This is a genomic window from Bacteroides sp. (genome assembly GCF_019417265.1).
Taxonomy (GTDB): Bacteria; Bacteroidota; Bacteroidia; order Bacteroidales; family Bacteroidaceae; genus Phocaeicola.
The window spans coordinates 1-21,400 of sequence record NZ_DXVR01000043.1; the positions used below are offsets into that span (position 1 = coordinate 1).

20 protein-coding genes are annotated in these 21,400 nt (G+C 38.5%); 3 read left to right on the plus strand and 17 right to left on the minus strand.

What is annotated here, in order from left to right:
- The first annotated feature begins 216 nt into the window (after positions 1–216).
- Positions 217–1,956: a glutamine--tRNA ligase/YqeY domain fusion protein gene (locus QZ379_RS06975; RefSeq protein ID WP_291562300.1), complete on the plus strand. Its 1,740-nt coding sequence runs from the start codon at positions 217–219 to the stop codon at positions 1,954–1,956.
- 91 nt (positions 1,957–2,047) lie between these two features.
- Here QZ379_RS06975 and QZ379_RS06980 read toward each other — a convergent pair whose 3' ends face one another.
- The 11 genes from QZ379_RS06980 to rlmN form a co-directional block, all read right to left on the minus strand.
- Positions 2,048–3,229, minus strand: coding sequence for a DUF418 domain-containing protein (locus QZ379_RS06980; protein ID WP_291562351.1), 1,182 nt, complete (start codon positions 3,227–3,229; stop codon positions 2,048–2,050).
- 84 nt (positions 3,230–3,313) lie between these two features.
- Positions 3,314–3,676: a preprotein translocase subunit SecG gene (gene secG / locus QZ379_RS06985; protein ID WP_291562303.1), complete on the minus strand. Its 363-nt coding sequence runs from the start codon at positions 3,674–3,676 to the stop codon at positions 3,314–3,316.
- A 6-nt stretch (positions 3,677–3,682) separates the two neighbouring features.
- Positions 3,683–4,522 carry a tetratricopeptide repeat protein gene (locus tag QZ379_RS06990; RefSeq protein WP_291562307.1) on the minus strand — a complete coding sequence of 280 codons (840 nt, stop codon included), beginning with the start codon at positions 4,520–4,522 and terminating at the stop codon, positions 3,683–3,685.
- Between the two features lie 11 nt (positions 4,523–4,533).
- Positions 4,534–5,058, minus strand: a complete 525-nt coding sequence (locus tag QZ379_RS06995) for an LptE family protein (protein WP_291562310.1) — start codon at positions 5,056–5,058, stop codon at positions 4,534–4,536.
- Positions 5,051–6,379 (minus strand): sigma-54 dependent transcriptional regulator, encoded by a 1,329-nt coding sequence (locus QZ379_RS07000; protein ID WP_291562313.1) that lies wholly within the window; start codon positions 6,377–6,379, stop codon positions 5,051–5,053. The genes QZ379_RS06995 and QZ379_RS07000 overlap by 8 nt, the downstream gene beginning before the upstream one ends.
- Before the next feature lie 69 nt (positions 6,380–6,448).
- Positions 6,449–9,079 carry a DUF5686 and carboxypeptidase-like regulatory domain-containing protein gene (locus tag QZ379_RS07005; RefSeq protein WP_291562315.1) on the minus strand — a complete coding sequence of 877 codons (2,631 nt, stop codon included), beginning with the start codon at positions 9,077–9,079 and terminating at the stop codon, positions 6,449–6,451.
- Between the two features lie 114 nt (positions 9,080–9,193).
- On the minus strand, positions 9,194–9,883 hold the full coding sequence (locus QZ379_RS07010) for a CDP-alcohol phosphatidyltransferase family protein (protein ID WP_291562318.1): 690 nt from the start codon (positions 9,881–9,883) through the stop codon (positions 9,194–9,196).
- Between the two features lie 111 nt (positions 9,884–9,994).
- Positions 9,995–10,987, minus strand: a complete 993-nt coding sequence (locus tag QZ379_RS07015) for a lysylphosphatidylglycerol synthase transmembrane domain-containing protein (protein ID WP_291562321.1) — start codon at positions 10,985–10,987, stop codon at positions 9,995–9,997.
- Positions 10,977–12,071 carry a 4-hydroxythreonine-4-phosphate dehydrogenase PdxA gene (gene pdxA / locus QZ379_RS07020; RefSeq protein WP_291562325.1) on the minus strand — a complete coding sequence of 365 codons (1,095 nt, stop codon included), beginning with the start codon at positions 12,069–12,071 and terminating at the stop codon, positions 10,977–10,979. Before pdxA ends, QZ379_RS07015 begins: the two co-directional genes overlap by 11 nt.
- A gap of 31 nt (positions 12,072–12,102) precedes the next feature.
- A complete protein-coding gene (locus tag QZ379_RS07025) occupies positions 12,103–13,158 on the minus strand; it encodes a DUF4837 family protein (protein WP_291562328.1) in 1,056 nt (351 codons plus the stop codon).
- A 12-nt stretch (positions 13,159–13,170) separates the two neighbouring features.
- The gene (gene rlmN, locus QZ379_RS07030) at positions 13,171–14,223 is read right to left on the minus strand and encodes a 23S rRNA (adenine(2503)-C(2))-methyltransferase RlmN (protein ID WP_291562354.1); all 1,053 of its coding nucleotides are present in this window, start codon (positions 14,221–14,223) and stop codon (positions 13,171–13,173) included.
- Between the two features lie 367 nt (positions 14,224–14,590).
- Between rlmN and QZ379_RS07035 the strand changes: the two genes are divergently transcribed.
- On the plus strand, positions 14,591–14,776 hold the full coding sequence (locus QZ379_RS07035; protein WP_291562330.1) for a type II toxin-antitoxin system HicA family toxin: 186 nt from the start codon (positions 14,591–14,593) through the stop codon (positions 14,774–14,776).
- A 59-nt stretch (positions 14,777–14,835) separates the two neighbouring features.
- Positions 14,836–15,240 carry a type II toxin-antitoxin system HicB family antitoxin gene (locus tag QZ379_RS07040; RefSeq protein WP_291562333.1) on the plus strand — a complete coding sequence of 135 codons (405 nt, stop codon included), beginning with the start codon at positions 14,836–14,838 and terminating at the stop codon, positions 15,238–15,240.
- Positions 15,241–15,603: 363 nt separating this feature from the next.
- Here QZ379_RS07040 and QZ379_RS07045 read toward each other — a convergent pair whose 3' ends face one another.
- From QZ379_RS07045 to QZ379_RS07070, 6 genes are all read right to left on the minus strand, one after another.
- A complete protein-coding gene (locus tag QZ379_RS07045) occupies positions 15,604–16,224 on the minus strand; it encodes a hypothetical protein (protein WP_291562335.1) in 621 nt (206 codons plus the stop codon).
- Between the two features lie 110 nt (positions 16,225–16,334).
- Complete coding sequence (locus QZ379_RS07050; RefSeq protein WP_291562338.1) at positions 16,335–17,840, minus strand: DUF262 domain-containing protein; 1,506 nt, start codon at positions 17,838–17,840, stop codon at positions 16,335–16,337.
- Positions 17,841–17,842: 2 nt separating this feature from the next.
- Positions 17,843–18,115, minus strand: coding sequence for a hypothetical protein (locus tag QZ379_RS07055; RefSeq protein WP_291562340.1), 273 nt, complete (start codon positions 18,113–18,115; stop codon positions 17,843–17,845).
- Positions 18,116–18,161: 46 nt separating this feature from the next.
- Entirely contained in the window at positions 18,162–19,319 is a 1,158-nt protein-coding gene (locus tag QZ379_RS07060; RefSeq protein WP_291562342.1) for a DUF3696 domain-containing protein, read from the minus strand.
- 497 nt (positions 19,320–19,816) lie between these two features.
- Entirely contained in the window at positions 19,817–20,428 is a 612-nt protein-coding gene (locus QZ379_RS07065; protein WP_291562345.1) for a hypothetical protein, read from the minus strand.
- A 224-nt stretch (positions 20,429–20,652) separates the two neighbouring features.
- Positions 20,653–21,162, minus strand: coding sequence for a DUF2971 domain-containing protein (locus tag QZ379_RS07070; protein ID WP_291562348.1), 510 nt, complete (start codon positions 21,160–21,162; stop codon positions 20,653–20,655).
- Positions 21,163–21,400 lie beyond the last annotated feature (238 nt).

Here is a 21,400-nt window from a genome sequence, read left to right on the forward strand (position 1 = left end):
CAACTTATATTTATAAAAACACAATCTGTATTTATATAAATATAAATTATATATAGAGAATATGAAAAGACAAAATGAACTTTACGGACAGGCATCTTTAAGAAAACGGAACTATACAAGTCAAGAAAGATAACACGCACAGCTGAATTAAAAATCAATTAAACATACAATATAAAAAGAAATGATTATTTTTGCACATTATTATAAATAAGGACTATGACTGAAATAAAAGCTACTGAAAGTTCAGAAAAGAAAAGTCTGAACTTCATCGAACAAATCGTAGAGAAAGACTTAAAAGAAGGAAAGAACGACGGCAGGATACAGACACGTTTCCCGCCTGAGCCAAACGGATATCTTCACATAGGACATGCCAAAGCCATCTGCATGGACTTCGGAATAGCAAAGAAATACGGCGGCGTATGTAACCTTCGTTTCGATGACACAAACCCTACTAAGGAAGATGTGGAATATGTAGAGGCTATCAAGGAAGACATCCAGTGGTTGGGATTCCAGTGGGGCAACGAATATTATGCTTCGGACTACTTCCAGCAATTATGGGACTTCGCTATCCAGCTCATCCAGGAAGGTAAAGCATATATCGACGAACAGTCATCTGAAGAAATAGCTGCACAGAAGGGTACTCCTACTCAGCCTGGAACAAACAGTCCATACCGCGACCGTCCTATAGAAGAAAATCTTGACCTGTTCATGAAGATGAACAGTGGCGAAATAGAGGAAGGAAAGATGGTTCTGCGTGCTAAAATAGACATGGCAAACCCTAACATGCACTTCCGCGACCCTATCATCTACCGTGTGGTGAAAACTCCTCACCATCGTACAGGCGACAAGTGGAAGGCATATCCTATGTATGACTTCGCTCACGGACAGAGTGACTACTTCGAAGGAGTGACTCACTCTCTTTGTACACTGGAATTCGTTGTACACCGTCCGCTTTACGACCTGTTCGTAGACTGGGTGAAGGAAGGCAAAGACCTTGAAGACCATCGTCCTCACCAGTATGAGTTCAACAAACTGAACTTGAGCTACACTCTTATGAGTAAGCGTAACCTTCTGACATTGGTTAAGGAAGGATTAGTAAACGGATGGGACGACCCACGTATGCCGACTATCTGCGGTTTCCGCCGTCGCGGTTACTCGCCTGAGTCTATCAGAAACTTCGTTGACAAAATAGGATATACCACATACGATGCATTGAACGATTTCGCATTGCTTGAAAGCGCCGTACGCGAGGATTTGAACGCTCGTTCTACACGTGTTTCTGCAGTTATCAATCCTGTAAAACTGATCATCACCAACTATCCTGAAGGTAAGGTGGAAGAGATGGAAGCTATCAACAATCCTGAAGACCCGAACTCAGGAACTCACACTATCAAGTTCAGCCGCGAGTTGTGGATAGAACGCGACGACTTCATGGAAGATGCTCCCAAGAAATATTTCCGTATGACTCCGGGACAGGAAGTGAGATTGAAAAATGCTTACATCGTGAAATGTACAGGATGCAAGAAAGATGAGAACGGAAACATTGTGGAAGTATATGCAGAATACGACGAGAACACAAAGAGTGGAATGCCTGAAGCTAACCGCAAAGTAAAAGGTACTCTGCACTGGGTAAGCTGCAACCACTGTCTGAAAGCTGAAGTTCGTCTGTACGACCGCCTGTGGAAAGTGGAAAATCCACGCGACGAAATGGCTGCCATCCGCGAGGCTAAGAACTGCTCACCTCTTGAAGCTATGAAGGAAATGATTAATCCAAACTCTCTGACAGTACTGAACGAATGTTATGTAGAGAAGTTCCTGGCAGACGCAAAACCATTGGATTATCTGCAGTTCCAGCGTATCGGTTATTTCAATGTGGACAAGGATTCTACTCCTGAACACTTAGTATTCAACAGAACTGTATCGCTGAAAGATACTTGGAGCAAAATCAACAAGTAATCGTCAGTTGAGATAAAAAATCAAAGAGTAATATCACCAACCCAAGCGGTAAATGATATTACTCTTTTTATTTTATGCAAACTGCAATATTCTATTTTTCCTTACCTATCCATGTAAGCCTGTGCCATACAGTTTCCAGAGGTCCGCGCTTGAAATGCCTGAACCACCAGTGGGCAAACAGCACTTGAAGAACCAGGAATACGATACCTACAAGCAGACTGCATGTAGTTCCGCATACTTTATGCAACTCAAGGCCGTAACCGAAATAAAGGAAACTGCCGACTATAGACTGGGAAACATAATCCGTAAGACTCATCCTTCCGTACGGTGCAAGCAGTTTCTGTACCCCTCCGCCACAAGTCCAATAGAGCAAAAGAAATGAAGCAACAATACACAGCATGAAGAACAGATTATACCATGAGTTAAGAATCGTCTTCAGCGATGAAAGCATGAACTTTATCTCAATCTGTGTGTAGACAAACTCCTTCAGATAATACATCAGTATCGTTACCGGCAATGAAAGACACAAAACCTTAATCCAGAAATTACGTGATTTTGTAAGTTTTTCTTCCGACGAAGCATCGAAATATCCCAATCGTCCCAACAGAAGTCCAATCATAAACAATGATGCTGTCTGGAACACACGTCCGTAACACCATGCCCAGTTAAGGCTGGCCAACTGTCCTGTTACAAGGTTTACCTTTACCATCTCCCAGAAAGATGTTCCGCCCAACTGCGGATAAACATCACCAAGCGAGAAAATCATCTGCTTAGGATTCTCCATAGGATTGAAAACCGAGTATATAACCTTAATCCATTCCACCGGCTGAATCATCAGGAACAATGCCATGGCAAAAAGAGCCTTGTTGCTCCAATGTCTTACCGGAACAAGCACAAAACCTACAATGGCATAAAGCACAAGAATCTCTCCAGGAAAGAAAGCGGCATTTATGAATCCGAATCCAAGAAGAAGCAGTAGTCGCCACATATATCTGTTTCTAAAATCCTCACCCCTCTTTTCCGTACTTCTGCTCTGCAGATAGAAAGTAAACCCAAACAACAATGCGAAAATTGCATATGTCTTACCGGAAAAGGTGAAGAACATCATGTCCCACAAACTCGTATCGAGAGCCTTTATTGTTTCTCCCGATGCTTCAGGAAACGAGTAGAAATTGAAATGTTCAATATTATGCAGCAGCATTATCCCCATTACCGCAAAACCGCGCAAGGCATCAATCGCCACATTACGCGCCTTTTCATCCTGTGTTTTCATCATATTTACAAACAAAAAAAATGTCACCCACAAACTTTATAGGTTTATGAATGACATTATAATTAAAAAAATTGTACTCTGAAATTATTTTGCAGAATCACCTGTTGCAGGAGCAGCAGCCGCAGCATCAGTCTGAGGAGCAGCAAAACCGGCAGGTGCATTCAATGGGTTAGTACTCTGTTCTTCTACAGCCTGCTTCATGATTACTGAAGAATTGTCAGCTGCATGAGGAATTACATAAGCAGCTGCAATACTTACAACTACCATGAAAGCAGCAAGTCCCCAAGTAAGTTTTTCGATGAAATCAGTTGTTTTACGCACACCCATAATCTGGTTTGAAGATGCGAAACTGGAAGCCAAGCCTCCACCCTTAGAATTTTGAATCATTACAACAAAGCATAGTAACAATGCTGCAAGCACAATCAATACAATAAATAATAAATACATTTTCTTTTATTTTGATTTAGCGTTAATAATCAATCTTTCCAAATATCTTATTTGGTCTGCAAAGTAAATATTTTTTTTTGGATATTTCAAATTTAATTTTTTAATAATTTCCAATGCTTTATCATATCTTTGCTGTTTAACATATATTTTAGCTAACGTTTCCGTGAGATACTCATCACCGGCTCCTTCCGCTGAGTACTCATCCTCCACTGTCTGTCCTGACTCCGGTTCTTCCTGAACATCATTTTCATCATGCTCGTCTGCCACTTCATAGAAATCTTCAGAGTCAACCAACTCCTCTGCTGCCACACTCATATCATTAGATATCTTGCCTGATTCTGACTTTTCTATGAAACTGTCAATCAGCTGCTGCCCTCTTAGCGGTAACGGCTCATTCACCGAGTCATCTGATTCCGTCCTACCCTGATTGCCCGGATTAAGCAAAAGCAGAGAGGAATAATCCATTACCGAATCCACCGGAATGGACAATTCTGAAGCAAAACCTTTGTCATTTGGTATCTCAGACAAGAAGCGGTCTATCAAATCAAGAGTCCTGTCCGTACCCGAAGGCTTGTCGGCAGAGGCAGAGTCATTGTACTTCGAAATTGCATATCTGTTTCCCTCTATATAATAAAACAGGACACTCAAATCAGCCACAAACAGTGCGCCACGACGAAGTTCATCCTTAAAGGACGGAGATTGCAGAATGTAAAGATTCTTTAGATAAAGCAACCAGGCTGTCTGGAAATACGGATAACGGGATATGAGCGAACGTAACTCATCGAGAGTTTCATTCCCCAACATATCCGGATTCTTTAACCAATCATTCAGTTGCTGCATTTCCATATCTGCCTCAATTACCAGTTAGCTACAGTTGCATTAAATATCTGCTCTACAATCTCGTCAATCATCTGATTTACAAGGTCTTCCTGCACTGCAGAGAGCTGCTGAGTAGAATTATATTCACGGCTGGCTGAGAACTGCTGTTCAAAATCCTCCGCATGATTTGTATTGTTTACGAACCTTACATTTACAGTCATCTTAAGTTCGGCCATCGTAGAATAACCGTCCGAACCTACACCCTTATTGTATGCATCGTAATTGGTAATCTCACCGGAAAGCTGCAAATCGCCATTCTGTCTTACCTGTTTAAGTCTGGTCTGCTGCATATACTTGTCCTGCAGAGCGGTATTGAACATTGACTCCATAGGACCCCATACGAAAGCAGCAGACCTGTTAGGGAAGTTTTCGAATGATATGGTCTTAACCTTATCATAATTGATTGAAGAGCCGTTGAATTTATACGATACAGTACATGCTGCGAGAAAACACAGCGATACCGCCAATATGGAAATTATGTTTAATCTTTTAATTTTATTCAAGGCCATATTCTTTTATCTTTCTATATAATGTTCTTTCTGATATCTTCAAATCGCTGGCAGCATTCTTTCGTTTGCCGTTATGCCGCTCCAAAGCTTTCTTTATCATCTCTTTCTCTACATCATCCAGGGAGAGATTCTCTTCTACATAAACTTCCGTATCCTGATAATCAGAAGAATCGGCAGACTTTACGGGATTATTACTTACCGGAGTTATAGAAGAAACCTTATTGACAGGCTGTATCTGGCTCACCTGAGGATATTGCTGAACTTGCGGCACTACCATCGGCACATCGCTGATGACATCAATTGTAGGAGTCTGAAGGAAGTGCGAACTGCTGTCCACGCTGTGCGACATAGGATGTCCCGTTTCGCGCTCTGTCATGATTTCATGCACGAGTTTCTTCAGTTCCGTCACATCGCGTCTCATATCGAAAAGCACCTGATAAAGTATCTCACGCTCGCTTTCAAAACTTTTATTTCCCGAGTGTGTACCCTTTCCGCCGACAAAGGCCGGCAGTCTGGAACTGCTCGCCACGTCAGGCAAATAAGTTGAAAGTATCTCCGGAGTTATATCTCTGTTTGTTTCAATAATCGAAATCTGCTCAGTTATGTTCTTCAACTGACGGATATTTCCCGGCCACGGATATTCCACGAGCATACGTTTAGCCTGTTCATTCAGCTGTATTGCCGGCATCCTGTATTTCTCAGCAAAATCCGCAGCAAATTTTCTGAACAGCAATGCTATGTCATTCGGTCTTTCCCTCAATGGCGGTACTTTGATTGGAACGGTATTCAGACGATAATACAAGTCCTCGCGGAAACGTCCCTCTGCAATGGCATCAGCAAAGTTCACGTTTGTAGCAGCAACTATTCTTACGTCTGTCTTCTGCACTTTTGACGAACCTACTTTTATGTATTCGCCCGATTCAAGCACACGCAAAAGCCTGGCCTGAGTTGACAAAGGCAATTCGCCTACCTCATCGAGAAATATCGTTCCGCCGTTGGCTTCGGCAAAATATCCGTTTCTATCGCTGATGGCTCCTGTAAAAGCACCTTTCTCATGTCCGAAGAGTTCTGAATCTATCGTACCTTCCGGTATGGCTCCACAGTTCACTGCTATATAAGGCCCGTGTTTTCTTCTGCTGAACTGGTGAATTATCTGCGGGAAACTTTCCTTACCGACTCCACTTTCACCCGTCACAAGCACCGACAAGTCTGTAGGTGCCACCTGCATAGCTATATCAATAGCCCTGTTAAGGCCCTCAGTATTACCTATTATGCCAAACCGTAACTTTATATTTTGAATATCTGACTTTACCATATAATAAAAATTATCTGCCAAATTTACAAAATCTTTGGGAAGAATGAGTAAATATGGCAGAAAATTACTTTAGAACACTGTTCGTATCATTAATCTTACACCCCATTTATTGGCAGTGGGAAGATGATTATAATTCAAACGCCTCACATATTCTATATGCAACAGCTTGAATATATTGTGTATTCCGGCTGTTATTTCCACATACGGCACCTTCGGGTCCATCACATAACTTGAATAAACATACCTTCCGCTTCTGTCATAATGCCCGGGGAACATCATGAGCATATCATCGTTTCTGTTCTGTTCGATGAAAGGATTATTCTTGTCGGTAAGTGTACCCCAAAGACATTTCACACCGATGAACTCACGCCACTTCAGTTTCTTTATCAGAGGTATGCGGTTGAAGAGTTTTCCCTGCATGTTCCATGACATGTCCAGCGAAGCATAGCGGTCGTTAAGGAACTCCATGTTATTAATCAGGTTGAATGTTCCGTCCTGTATAATGTACGACAAGTTTGCAGCCGGCATTATCAGCAGTGGGAAAGGAACCTTGTTCCACTGTATTCCACCTTTCAGATGCACATCGAGATTACCCCACGAACTCAACCAGAAACGTTTATAGGCAGTGGCCTCTGTCATATTATAAGTATAATCGCTGCCCAAGACACCTTTCAGTCCCACCGTATGCTGCAACGTAAATACAGGAGCATCAAGGTTTACAGGCAATCGTCTTTGCTTGGTATTGACAAAAGTTTCGCCCGGCGCATATCGGAATGCCAACGATGCTTCGGCCACAGTAATATCGTGGGTGTTGAACGGCGACTTAACCCATTTCTGCCCGGATACCGTACCATCGGCAATTGCCGTCTGCAAAGCATTCTCGCCTGCCATAGTACGATAAAACAGCTCTCCGCACGGTTCATAATTGGCATATCTCAACATGGCTGTAGTCTTGAATCCGAACTCACGCTCACGCTCATACTTAATCGTAGCCTTCCGTTCGTAATTATACTGGTCTACCTGACAAACCTTGAATGCAGTAAACACATTATCCTTGTCTGCATTTATAAACTTATCAGAAGGAACCATGTTGTCATACTGATATGTAAACGTCATCGAATGTTTTGGATATTCCCTTGGAAGATATTCCTTCTTATCAAACGAATATTCCAACTCACCCATATATTTAGATTTCCTGTCCTTAAATCCATATGCATAATATCCTTTCAGGAATATATTAGGATGAAGATTAGCTGTAGTCTGTGCAGACGCTCTCAATCTCAATCCGTCGATATAGTTAGATGTTATCATCGTATTTATCGGCCCTATATCCACCTTACTATCCTTGCTGGTTTCTACATAACTTTCAATTATGGCCTTAAGTCCAAACATTATATACTTAAAACCTTTAATTTTAGCTAAGTCGTCAAGGAAACTACCCATCCTTGTTTCAGATTCGGTAAGTTCTTCCTGCCTGTACTTCTTCCAAAACTCGTCATCCCGCATCATAGCGTTTACATCCTTTATTTCGGAGCCTTTTTTCTTGAATAGCTTATCAGGCAATGGTTCAAAAGAGAAGTCAAAGTTTCGGGTAGTCCTTCTCACCATATATGAACCAAGAATCTTTTTCAGGTATGATAATTCACAAAGCATATCATCTTCCATCAAAGACCACTCACCAGTAGGCAATTCTCCGAACTTTTGTTTTATAATCATGTGGTCGACGAAATTTATATCCGTCTTTTTAGGAAGATTCATCTCGCATTGCTTGACCCTATAAGTAGAGTCTGCCAGAATATAAAGATGTCCTGTGAAACCAAAATCCTGAGAATTGTTAGGAACAAATGTCAGATGGAAACATTTATCTTTCTCCACATAAACAGTATCCATTATATAATACTTATAAAACCTGATTCCGGCATCAGATACAGGACTGTCAAACGGATATTGAAGAAATCTGAAACGGTCTTCATAGATATCTATATCCTGAAAAACATCCTTCAATACAGTTGTAAGCATGTCTCCCGTACTGAACAATTCATTTATACCTTTGGAGTCAATACCCTGTATTATTGTCTTTTCTGAACGAGGTTCCTTTCTGTATATTTTCTGAGATACTGTTTCATCAACAGAAACCGGCAATATACGTTTCTGCGTGACATCACATATTTCCACCTGATCTCTCAGGAAAGGATATTTCTTGAAAAGCCATGATTCTTTCAATGAATCAGGCGTTATGTCATTTACAGCTAAAGTTATTTTCTGATACTTGTTATAAAAATAATAATCTTTATTTTCAAGATTTGTCCTCTGCTTAGAAGCTATAACCTTTTTCATCAGCTCTACAGCAGGATTATTCTTTCTCGAATACTTTTCCTTACGTGGCTTAACCACAACCTCATCAAGTACCAACTCCGACTTCATGCTTACATTCAGCTCCGTCGTTTTTGAAGAGATCGTAATATCCTGCCTTGTATAACCAACCATAGAGAATGTCAACTTATTCCATCCTTCATGATAAGGAATCGAATACTTGCCATCTATATCGGTAATAGTACCCACTCCTTTACCGTCATAATATATATTCAAATATGGAATGGAGTCACCTGTATCAGAATCTATAACAACTCCATGAATCTGGGCATATAATCCTAATGTCCAAATCCATAACGCTATTAATGTAACCAATCTTTTTACCATATTTTCAATATATTTTTCTTTTCATTAATTTACCATATTCCACAAAAGTAGAAATACGAAGACAGATGAGCCAATCTGTTTTTTATAACCTTAAAAACAAAAAAGTAAACAATATTACTTCTGGCGCGGCTTTAAAGGGTCCTGAACAGACAATATACGTCTGTCTTTATTAAACTGTATAAAATAGGCAATGAACAGGAATACGGCAATAGCCAGTCCTATAACATCATACAGTCCGAGATGTTGACCATAAACATCTACGCTTATTTCATTCCAAGGAGTGTACATACATATAGTGTTTATAAGTATGATTACCAATCTGAACTCCGTAGGACCGAAAGAGCTATAAGTCAGACGGAACTCACCCTTTATTATAGTAACAATATATGTATATACAGACAATACCAGATAACCTGCCAGAACCAACAACGCAACATCCAGCCTGAACATTGGTGACAGACCTGCACCTATACACATTATACATATCGTAACAGCGTCAAGCGAATGATCTATAAAAAATCCATATACAGGTCGTTGCTGGTTGCGTACACGTGCCAGGGTTCCGTCAAGACTGTCCCCATACCAGTTTAATACCATTCCAAATGATGCCAGCCACAAATACATTATGTTTTTTGCAGCCAGAACGCAACCCAAAGCATATACAAGAGCACCTAATACTCCCATATATGTCAGAAAATCAGATGTCACCCATTTAGGCTGACGCTGTGCCAACCATACCAAAGCTACTTTTTCAGCTCTATTAAGTATAGATGTTTGAATTCTTTTTGAATCTTCTTTTCCCATAACCACTCTCTTTTAAATTTATCCAATTATCCTATTATTAACCATTTTAAACTTTTATTTACGAACATTTCAAAGAAACCCTATCATAAACTATTCCAAACTCAAGAGTATCTATTTATTACCTATTTTCATCAATGCTATACCTATAATAACACACACCACTTCCCTGATTCTTATCAGCAATGCCATGAACATGCCGTATGAATATGGAATGGAAAGCAGAGCCACTGACATTACAAACCCACCCTCGCGAGCACCCAACTGCATAGGCGAGAAGAACATCAGATTGGCAAACAAGGATGTAAATGCTAAAATCAATATACTGTCAAAGAAACTTGCATCAGCAGAAAATATATACAGGATGATATATACCTCAAGACATGATACCACCCTCGCTATAAATTCCAGCGACAATGAAGTAAAGAAAGTATATTTGTTGTTTCTATACAAATCCTTTATCTGATTGTCAATCTGTACAAAAGTTTCTTCTTTTTTCTCTATTAATTTGGTTATTTTGTTTTTTATGAACGGCATGCGTTGCAGAAAACGCATCAGTTTCATAACCATTCCTGAGCGATAGCCTTTTATGAAGAAATATATTCCTATCGTACAAGCCACAACAAAGACACTCATGATTATAGCATAAGTCCTGTTTATCTGGTCAAAATACGACAGTATATATATCAATAATGAAAAAAGCCAAAAGCAGAAATGAGAGAAAATATGCATCATGACATATAATATCACACTCGATGATGCCTTCTCTATTCCGACATATGGTTTAAGCTCCATTATTCTATAAGGCTCTCCACCCATAAGTCCTACAGGAGTTGTAGAATTAAGTGCAAATCCGGTAATGGTATATTTGAAAACCTTCATAAAAGGTACCTTGATACCATTCAGTCCATTACAGATTATTGCATACCATGCTCCGGTATTTATTGCATATATGAACATCCATAACAGAAGCAGAACCGGAAACCACAATCCCGCCTTTCTCAGACATGACACCACATCATCGTATGTCATATCCATACCGAAAAGCATTATTACTACAGCAATGACTCCTATTACGAAGAAAATATTCCTGAACTTATTCTTCATATTCAGCGTCAAGTTTCAGTTTGTCGCTGTCATCACGCTTCTCATAATACTGTTTACGAAGCGGATGCGCACTTATTTCCTTCTCCATACATCTGTTGCGGAACACATCAATAGCCACATAGATAGCCTGACGGAAAGAATCCTCCGATGCTATTCCCTGTCCGGCGATATCATATGCTGTGCCATGCGCAGGAGATGTTCTCACGATAGGCAAACCGGCAGTGTAGTTCACTCCCTCGTCCATAGCAAGAGCCTTGAAAGGAGCCAGTCCCTGATCATGGTACATAGCCATGATTCCGTCAAAATGAGTAAAATTTCCTGAACCCATGAATCCGTCGGCAGGATAAGGTCCGAAACACTGTATTCCCTTTGCTTTCAGTTCATTCATAGCCGGAATTATCACATCCTGTTCCTCTGTCCCGAGAAGTCCGTTATCGCCTGCATGGGGATTTAATGAAAAGACAGCTATACGCGGACATCCTATTCCGAAATCCTGTTTCAAGGACTTGTGGAATATCTCTATCTTCTCTTCTATCAGTTCCTTGGTAAGAATAGAAGGAATATCCCTTACCGGCACATGACCTGTGACAAGCGCTACTCTGAAATCATTCTTCATAAGAATCATCAGAGATTTGTTTCCCTCGCCTACACGCTCTTCTATATACTCGGTATGTCCCGGAAAATGGAATGCATCCGACTGTATGGTATGCTTGTTTATCGGAGCAGTAACCAAAACGTCTATTCCGCCTTCACGATAATCGGCCAAAGCTCTTTCCAAAGCATCAAGAGCAGCCTTTCCGGCCTCCGCAGTCGGCTTGCCAAGTTCCACCTTAAGTTCTTCGGCAGTACAGTTAAGAAGATTCAGTCTTCCGTCCTGTATCTCCCTTGCAGAGTTAATAATACTGAAGTTGGCAGAAATATCCATCGCCTTGCGATGATAAGCCGCGACCTTAGGCGAACCGTACACCACAGGTGTACACAACTCCATCATTTCCGGTTCGGCAAAAGTTTTCAGTATAACCTCATAGCCTACTCCGTTAATGTCACCGTGGGTGATTCCCACTCTTATTTTTCGTCTTTCCATGTCAATACTTATATATATTGTAATGTATAATTTATTTTATTGAGTCACCCGTAATAGTGATTTCAGTTACTCCGGCACCTACAGGTAATTCAAATACCTCTTTCTGTGTAGGGAGTTTAAGAGTATAAAGACTCGCTTCGAGCTTACGCATCAGGTCGCGTTTCAGTTTTCCCGGATTATACACGAAAGCCTCAACCACAATCACTCTTGCATTTGCCCTGTCAACTCTGACGTGCGATACGAAAGGACCTCCCATCGCATCATTTCTCATTTCCCACAAACCTCTTGCCTCGAATGCATAATCGCCTTTCACTGCAATACTTTTTACATCTACAAACATTGAATCGGCTGTTTCCATATACATTCCCTCCATAGAGCCGGGAATATTGATTTTCATCACAGAATCCCGCTTATTGATGAAAAATTCCTTTGTAAATGTATTATTGTCCCTGAACGGATATGAGTACATCACAAAGTTCATGTCATTCAGATTGGTAGATGCCCAGAAGAAATCCTTACCTTCCTTGAAGGAATTCAGTTCGTTCGGCAACCAGATATCACAATCGAACAGACTTCCCACCTTTGCCGAAATAGCCCCATTGTGCTTTTCACGCAGCAGGTTTATCTGACGGTTCATCTCCGCACGGGTGAAGAAATCCACTATCACCTGTCCGTGCTTGCTAACATATTCAGCAAATTCAGCCTGATTTGGCGACTGTATGGTCATAATCATCTGTGGAGAAGCATAGGCATCGCGTGTATATTTAAACTTAGTCTGAGTATAGATATCCTGAATATCTGCTATTATGATGTTTCTGAAAATACGCATAACACGGTCAAAATGAGCAGGACGTACTCGTGAAATTCTGAACGAGCGTTCAGCCTGCGGCAATCCCGGCACATCGGTGTCAAGTACATGATATAGTGCACTGTCCGGACTCATCCAGCAGTTATCGTCGGCCACAACCAGCACTTCGTAAGGTCTTCCACTTGAAACAGGCGTAATGATACTTTTGCCATTGTTACGGCATGAGGCCAGCACAACAGCCAACATTACAAAGCTAAAATAAAAAGCAATACGTTTCATATTTTCAATATGTTATAGGTTTACACTTTCTTTTTTCTCAGCCTGCTGCTTCGCAGTGGAAAGCATGCCGCAAGCAGCAAAGATGTCTTCTCCTCTGGAAACTCTTATAGTTGCAAACACACCATGCTGAGTAAGATAATCACGGAATTCCACCATCGAGTCCATGTCCGTACCCTCAAGGTCTACATTCGGTATAGCATGAAAACGTATAAGATTCATCCTGCAGTCAAGCCCTTTCAGAATCTTGACGAGTTCCTTTGCATATATAAGGCTGTCATTTACCCCCTTGAACACAATATACTCAAATGAAAGGCGCCTCTGCTTGCTGAAATCATAACGTTTCAGTATTTCAATGATTTCCATGATAGAGAAAGCCTTCTCGGCAGGCATGAGTTCACGTCTTTGTGCCGGGAACGGTGAATGCAGACTTACCGCCAGATGACAGTCGCTTTCTTCGAGAAATCTCTCCAGTCCTTTTTTCAGACCTACGGTAGATACCGTTATTCTCTTCGGACTCCACGCATATCCATAATCGGCAGTGAGGATTTCCAATGCCCTGAGCACTTCATCCAGATTGTCAAACGGCTCACCCATTCCCATAAAGACAACATTTGTCAGTGTATCTCTCTCAGGAATAGAATAAATCTGATTAAGTATTTGTGCAGCAGTCAGACTGTTGGCATATCCCTGTTTACCCGTCATGCAGAACTTACAGTTCATCTTGCATCCCACTTGCGACGACACACACAATGTCGCCCTGTCATCGTCAGGTATATATACAGCCTCAATATAATCATTTTCCGGGGTACGGAACAAATATTTCACCGTTCCATCTACTGAGCGCATTTCGTGCACCGGAGGAGTAGCTCCGACCTCATATTTCTGCGACAAAAGTTCACGGTTTTTCAGTGATAAGTTTGTCATTTCATCAATAGAAGAAACTTTCTTTTCGTATAACCACGAAGCAATCTGCCTTGCAGTAAACTTAGGCATACCCAAATCTAAAACCAGAGACTGGAGTTCGTCCAAAGTCTTACCCAAAAGTGGTGATTTTATGTCAGTCATCATTCAGTTATATACAGTTAGCGCACAAAGGTAGCTAAAAAATAGGATAAAACATCTATTATTTTACAAATAATGACCTTTAAACGACGTAAAGGACAATATATTCCGACGAATTGACCAATTGAGCAAACGAGCCTGCATGTCTGTAATATGTTTATTACTTGTAATATTTATTTATACAGTTACCATTTATTTCTACTTAGGCATAGACTCAAATTAGAAAATATAATTGATAGCTTATTAGGTGTTTAAGTCAGAACCCTGCAGTATTAAAGTAACATAATTGTTACAATTTATCGTCCATTTATTTGTTTATATGTAACATTTATGTTACCTTTGTATCGTCAATTAAAAGTTCTTTGATTTTATGAAGTTTTCAGAGTTTTACAAATTGATTGAGTCAGCAGGCTGGACAATCGAAAAAGGGAAGAAACATCATAAATATGTTCATCCCGACTTTGACTACTTTATTCCTGTCGGTAGACATCCTTCTAAAGAAGTGTCTAAAGGTACCCTCGACAGCATGATGAAAAAGGCAGGGTTAAAGAAGTAAAAGAACGGCACCCACCTCAGTGGGTGCATTTAATTGACAATAATATAAAACGCGCTATTATGAAAAAGATTAAAGCTATTATTGAAAAAGCAGATGATGGAGGAATATCTATTTATTCTGAAGATGTAAACGGAGCATACGGTTTTGGTCTTACAGAACAGGAAGCAAAAGAAGATTTTCTTTCAATTCTGGAGGAGCAGGCAGAATACTATAAAGAAAAATATGGCAAATATCCAACTTGGTACAGTGCCGGCTATTCCATTGATTATACTTATGATATAAGTGGTTTTTTTGAAGCGTTTCCATTTATTAATGCCAGCAAATTTGCAAAAGAATTAGGATTAAATGAATCTGTGATGCGCAAGTATAAAGGAAAGATAATTACAGCATCAGAGAAACAAAGAGCTATCATCCAATCAAAATATGATGAAATTCTGAAAAGAATGGAACTTGTAAAGTTCTGATATTCCAGCCGCGAGGCTTTAATATAATCAAAGCATTAATTGACAACTTAGGCGCATCGTTATGGTGCGCCTTTTTTTATACAATTAATCATTCTTGCCAATATAATTCTAAATACATATATCTATCAGATTTTCCATATTTAAGACTTTATTTCTTTGAATACCATTTAACGCAGTTCACTAACTGTCCATTAGGTGTTTACTGACCGTATTACAAACGATAATTATCATTGCGTTAAAAACACCCTCCAACTACCGTCTTTCTCCCCACGTTCCACATACTTCCTTGAAATCAACTGGTCCAATATTTTGTCCATCTGTTTTTACCTGTAGTTTCCAAAATATTTGACTTCTTCAGAGATTTCAAAAAGAATCCTCCCTCTCCTTAAGGACATTCTCTATCAAAGCCTTACCTATCTCCATTTGTAAATGTTTGGGCAATCGAAATAGCTTATCCATCAGTTCGTCATACGTCAGATCCTTACTGACATTAAACACAGGTTCTTCCTTTATATTACCGTCAATCCTGTCAACAACAATAGCGCCATCAATGAATTCAGAAAAATCAGGAACATCCGGCCAATTTTCTATCGTTCCATTACTCTTGATTCTCAACCTTATGTAGTCCCCATATCCGGCAGCATCCGCCGGTATAAGCTTGTTGGGAACATAACCCGAAATTCTACATAACGCTTTATTATCTTTACTAATAAGAAAATAAGTACCACTATCACTCACCTTAGCCTGAAAAAAAATATCACCATACTCTTCAGACCAATTCAAAAGATTATGCGACCTTAGTTCTATTATCCCGGTCCACACTCCCTTCGAAACCAAAGGATATTTATCCTCGCACAATTCTCCAAACAAAGAATCGGTATATCTACACATTTCTTCATGAAAAGGAAAACTTATAACCAGGTAGTAAGCCTGTTCCAGCAACTCCCTCTCAGTCATCTTTCTTAGAATTTGCTTTGATTTCATGATATTTTAATTTCTATTACATTATATAATCGGTATTGCAAATAAAAATTATTCATCAACATTTACAATCCTAATTCCCCAAGCTTCTAATTAAAAAAACATTTCAATTCTCATGAACATTCCAGACCTACATATTTTAACAGTTCTCGTTCTATTTCCAAAATTATTTTCTCTCGGAGTTTACAAAAACATTCTTTGTCATTTACATTCTTTATCATTTCTTGCGATATCGCATACGACTCATGAAAATGAGAATCTGCCGATTGCAAATTTATCACTTTTATTCTGTCTTCTGTTCTGAAATAAGGAATGACACCTCTCGGGTCATTTCTATACATCTTAATTGGGTCACAAAAAACAATATCAGCATTTTGATTTAATGAAATGTATTTATAAACAAGAGAAAGAACCATGAAATTCGATAAAGCGGAACCAGTAGCATACCTAAAATTCAAAGAATCACTCCCTATTTCAATAGATTCATACTCTATGGCAGTTTTCTCATCACCAACAATAAATCGTTCAAACCTTCTGAGAAGAGTTCTGACTATTGTCAGAGAGCCATTAAGAAATGACTGATTATATGTAGTATAAAAAAACCATTTCTTCAATTCCTGTCTCTGTTCGTATGTTGGATTTTTATGCTCTTTGAAGAATCCGGCCAAAGCAATCAATTGCTTCACATAAGGCAACAACTTACCGGAAATCACATAGCATTCATCATGCAAGAATTTTACTGTATTAGATATATCCTCCTTTATTTCATTCCAATGAGGTGTAAAATCCAACTTATCCAAATCCTTTAAAAGTTGAGTATCATAGAAATTTTTGCCAACATATCTATAGCAACAATTAAGAATATCATCCGACTTCAATGTTTCAAAGCCATATACCGCAAGCGAATTTATAAATTCATTAATACTGTCAGATATTAATACATCCTCCTTGCTTTTATAAAATACGGCCTGTAGCATTGATACTTTTGAAATATCAGTTCCCTTTGAGTTCAAACGTGAAAATACAGTACTCGCTTCATTTATATCACAATTTTCCAAAAGCATTTCTCCAATCTGATAACTTTGCAATACACTGTTTATCTTACGTGCTCTGTCAACATAAGTCTGAGCTTTATCCTGATCATTTTTATAATAGTCCATTATCTGCTGCAGTTTCTCAAGCATAAGAAATGTATCATACAAATCAGACACTTTCAAGATATGCAATTGAGGCTTCTTGACATATTCAAAACATTCTTTTTCAAGATTATAGCAGATATTGAATATATCTTTTTTGTCATCATAATGCAAAACACTACAATAAAACGAAGTCAGACGCTGCCTTCCGTCAAGAATATAATATTCCGGTTTGCTTTCTTCATCTATTTCATCAGTAATAATATCACGTGATTTCAATGGAAACTGTTTCGGTTCAGGCTTCCATAATAATATAGAACCTATAGGATAACCATGTTGGATACTGTCAAACAAATCCAATACCTGCTCTTTACGCCAGACAAAACTGCGCTGAAAAGAAGGTACACCATAAATTCCTTTTTTTATTTTTGTTACAATCTCGTGCAAATATTCACGTTCCGGTTTTATGCTTATCTCTGCCATAACTATATAATACGAACAAGTTTCAATAAGAAGAGCTGTAATTCAGACAAATCTTCGCCATTTACATAAAAGTGCTTAAGCCCGCTTTCATATTTCTTACGTGACATTTTAGAAGTCAATGACGGTAATTTATCCTTACTATAGCCAGCTATTTTCTCACTTATTTTCAGATAATCCCTATCAACACCAGTTTCCGTTATATTAGAAGTATTCATTTTTGCTTCTTCGTATGCTTCATTTGGGAAATAGTTCTCAATACATCTTTTATACCACATGTGCCAGACATATAAAGGTTGATTTAATGTATAAATTTTATCAAGGTCATATCCTCCATTTTTTCCTATGTTGCATAATTTGTGCTAATAAATCAAAACTTTCACTGAAAATACCTTCCGGCCACGTTGACAATTGCCCATATTCATCTATGGTTATCGTCTGTAAATAAGCCTCATTATCATCATCAGTATCAACAAAATATATAACAACATCTTCCGACTTCAAATCAGACTCGCTGTCTGCCACTAAATTTCGTATAGCAAGCAAAACATTCTCCGAATGAGTTTCTATAACACATTTACGGTTATATTTCTTGACCATATCAGCCAGTCTGTATGCCACTGCTGCATGAGCCGCAGGATGCAAATGCAAGACAGGTTGTTCTACAAGAATAATATCAACTTTATCTTCTACAAAAGATTGCGTTATAATTGGTAGGACTTGAGGTAAACCCTGTCCTACATCCGCTATATTAACTTTTGCATCACCATGTTTGATATACAAGCTATATGTACCGGACGTAGGGCTGTTTCGTTCAAAATTAATTGCCTGGCCTTCCAGATTTTTCTCCAGCCATGATGACACATTATTAAACAATGTTTTTTTATCACTTAAATAAGATTTCAATAACAAAGAATAAGTATTAGAACCATTATAGCAAACATTTACAACAGCCTGATCAGAAGAAAGCTGAATATTTCTCTCAGGTTGCACTCTCAACGGACCAATATATGCAGTGTTAAAAGCCAGACCATCCTTCGATATATTCAGAGACTTCAAACTTTCCTCATGTACAAGTCCATTAAATACCTTATCCGGTGTTCCTAATGTTTCTATTTTGTTCTTTTCCTCATTCTCAATAGAATATCTATACACATAAAGGTTTCCTTTATCAATATAATATGAGACATTAACCTTAATACCATTCTCGAACTCTACACCTATAGAAAAATCCGTCATTTGGTTATTATGGAAAATATCCTCATATCTTCCACCCAATGACACATCTTTATTCCCCAATATCATAGGTCCGATAGAATATTCCGATGTCAAACTTCCCAAAACAGAAATCAATTTAAGTATCGAACTCTTGCCACTACTGTTTTTACCTATAAACAATGTAATCGGCCTAATATCAATTTCAGTAAGTTCACCACCAAAAGCCTTGTAATTTCTAAATGATATTTTTTTTATCTGACTCATACTCCATTTACATTATGTATCAAACATCTAAATACAAAATTAGCGAAATTCTTCATTAAAATAATAACTTCGGGAAATAATTTCAATTGCTTGTTAAAATCACTCATAATGCCTTTTCATGATTTTAGTTGACTGTAAGATTGTTCACTCAATATTCACTAACCGTTCGCTGAGCGTTCACTGACCGGTGTTGCAAATGCCTTGCAAAAGCTTGTTTGATTGTATAATTGTTTGTTTATCAATTATTATTTCATATATTTGCATTGTTGAATCCCGGTAGCCTCTGAACAATTTCAAGCTATCGGGTTTTGTTTTTTTTGTCATCTTCTCATATAATTTGAACAGACATTCCAGTCTTGCTTCATCATTAGCGAACGGATATCCGGGATAACAGCTTTCCACTATATCATCATTAGTAGTTCTCATTTCCAAATCGCATTTTATCACTTCTTCTATTCCCAATTTTGGAAATGAGAATCATCAAAGTAATTTACCAGTTACACTATTTCAACTTTCATCTTTATTTTCAACGCTTTGGCTATTTTGTCAAGTTGTTTTTTCTTATCATTAGTTGAACTATGAGTCAGTATAAGCCACCCTCCATCTACCGGTACTTGTGCTTTTCCATATTTCGCATCCCTTGTATTAGATATAATTGGCACTTTACAAAACTTCAAGCCAAGTGGACGAACACGTTCAATACCTATACGACATATTACTGCAACAAAAGTATCCTTTGCTTTCGCTTTCTCTATTACAGTACCATCAGGCATAGTAACTCGTAGCAGTGTCTTTGGAGCAATATCTTCCTTCTTTGCTTTTTGCGGGCCATTGGAACGATGTGTGACAATAGGGTCTGGTTTAATTTCTACCGCATCTGTTAATATTTCATCTATATTACGTTTACGAGATAGACTCACCTTAAGTGGTCTACCAGGCACATAATCAACTACAAGTACCAATTCACGCTGTACTTGATTTAATGATGGTTCTATATTATCAGTAATTACCGGAAGTATTTCCTTTTGAATTATCTCCTCCTCAGCTTTACGAAGCTGAGCCTCTTGTTCGGCACTAAGTTCAAGTCCCTCACTTGCAAGAGTTTCCATAGCCTGATATAATTTACTTAATCGTGACATAAGTTATATTCTATTTTTGTTAGGTCTGCGTTTGGGTTATCTTTATTAGATATATAATGTTCTTCTGCTTGTTTTAAAATAGTTCGCAAACAATTTTTAGGTTTACTTTCTGAAGATATTACACTCTGCTTATACATTCTCGCATCAGAAGCAAATAACACACCACTACCTTTGTCAATGTGAACATACCCAAATTATATTTTAGTATCTTTTAGAATTTCATTGAATATTTCAAATGCTAAACCATCAATATCAGCTACATAAACGGCAGTTATAGCCTCAGATATATCCAAAAACTCATCTGAATCGCTAATTACACGATATTCGTTCTCATGTTCCCAACAGATATCTTTTACAAAGAAAATTTCTTTTTGATGAGTTCTAATAAAAGATTTCAGAGAATTAACAGTAACTATATCTTCTGGAATTTCAATACGTTGATTAGTCCTGTCCTTATACTCTACAACATCACCAAAACAATCTTGAGAAAATTTAAGTTTTTGGTAATCGAATTCAATACAAACTCCCTTATTTTTATCACCATACACACCCCCAATCAATGGAGAAACATATCCTTTAATGGATGAATCAAAGTCTATCGTAAAACTTATTTGTTTATATGACTTCCTCACATCATGCATAGCAAAAAGCATAGGAAGTAATTGTTGATTTTCATGTCCAATAGAAAATCTCATCTCCTTCATATCATTCACTCCGGTCAATGAAGAAAATTTCAGTTTCTTTGTTGCCCATATTAATAAAAAGGAATTCAATGAGGTCGTATGATAAATCTTAGAATACCTCTCTTTACCAGTTAGAGGCTTGCCTGGCAAAGAGAGTGATATACAGTTAGAAGGTAAGCTATCTATAAATTCTTGATAATTATTAACTAGGGTGTTCAATTGATTGTACCTAAAAAACGTTCAATAAGAACACCATGTT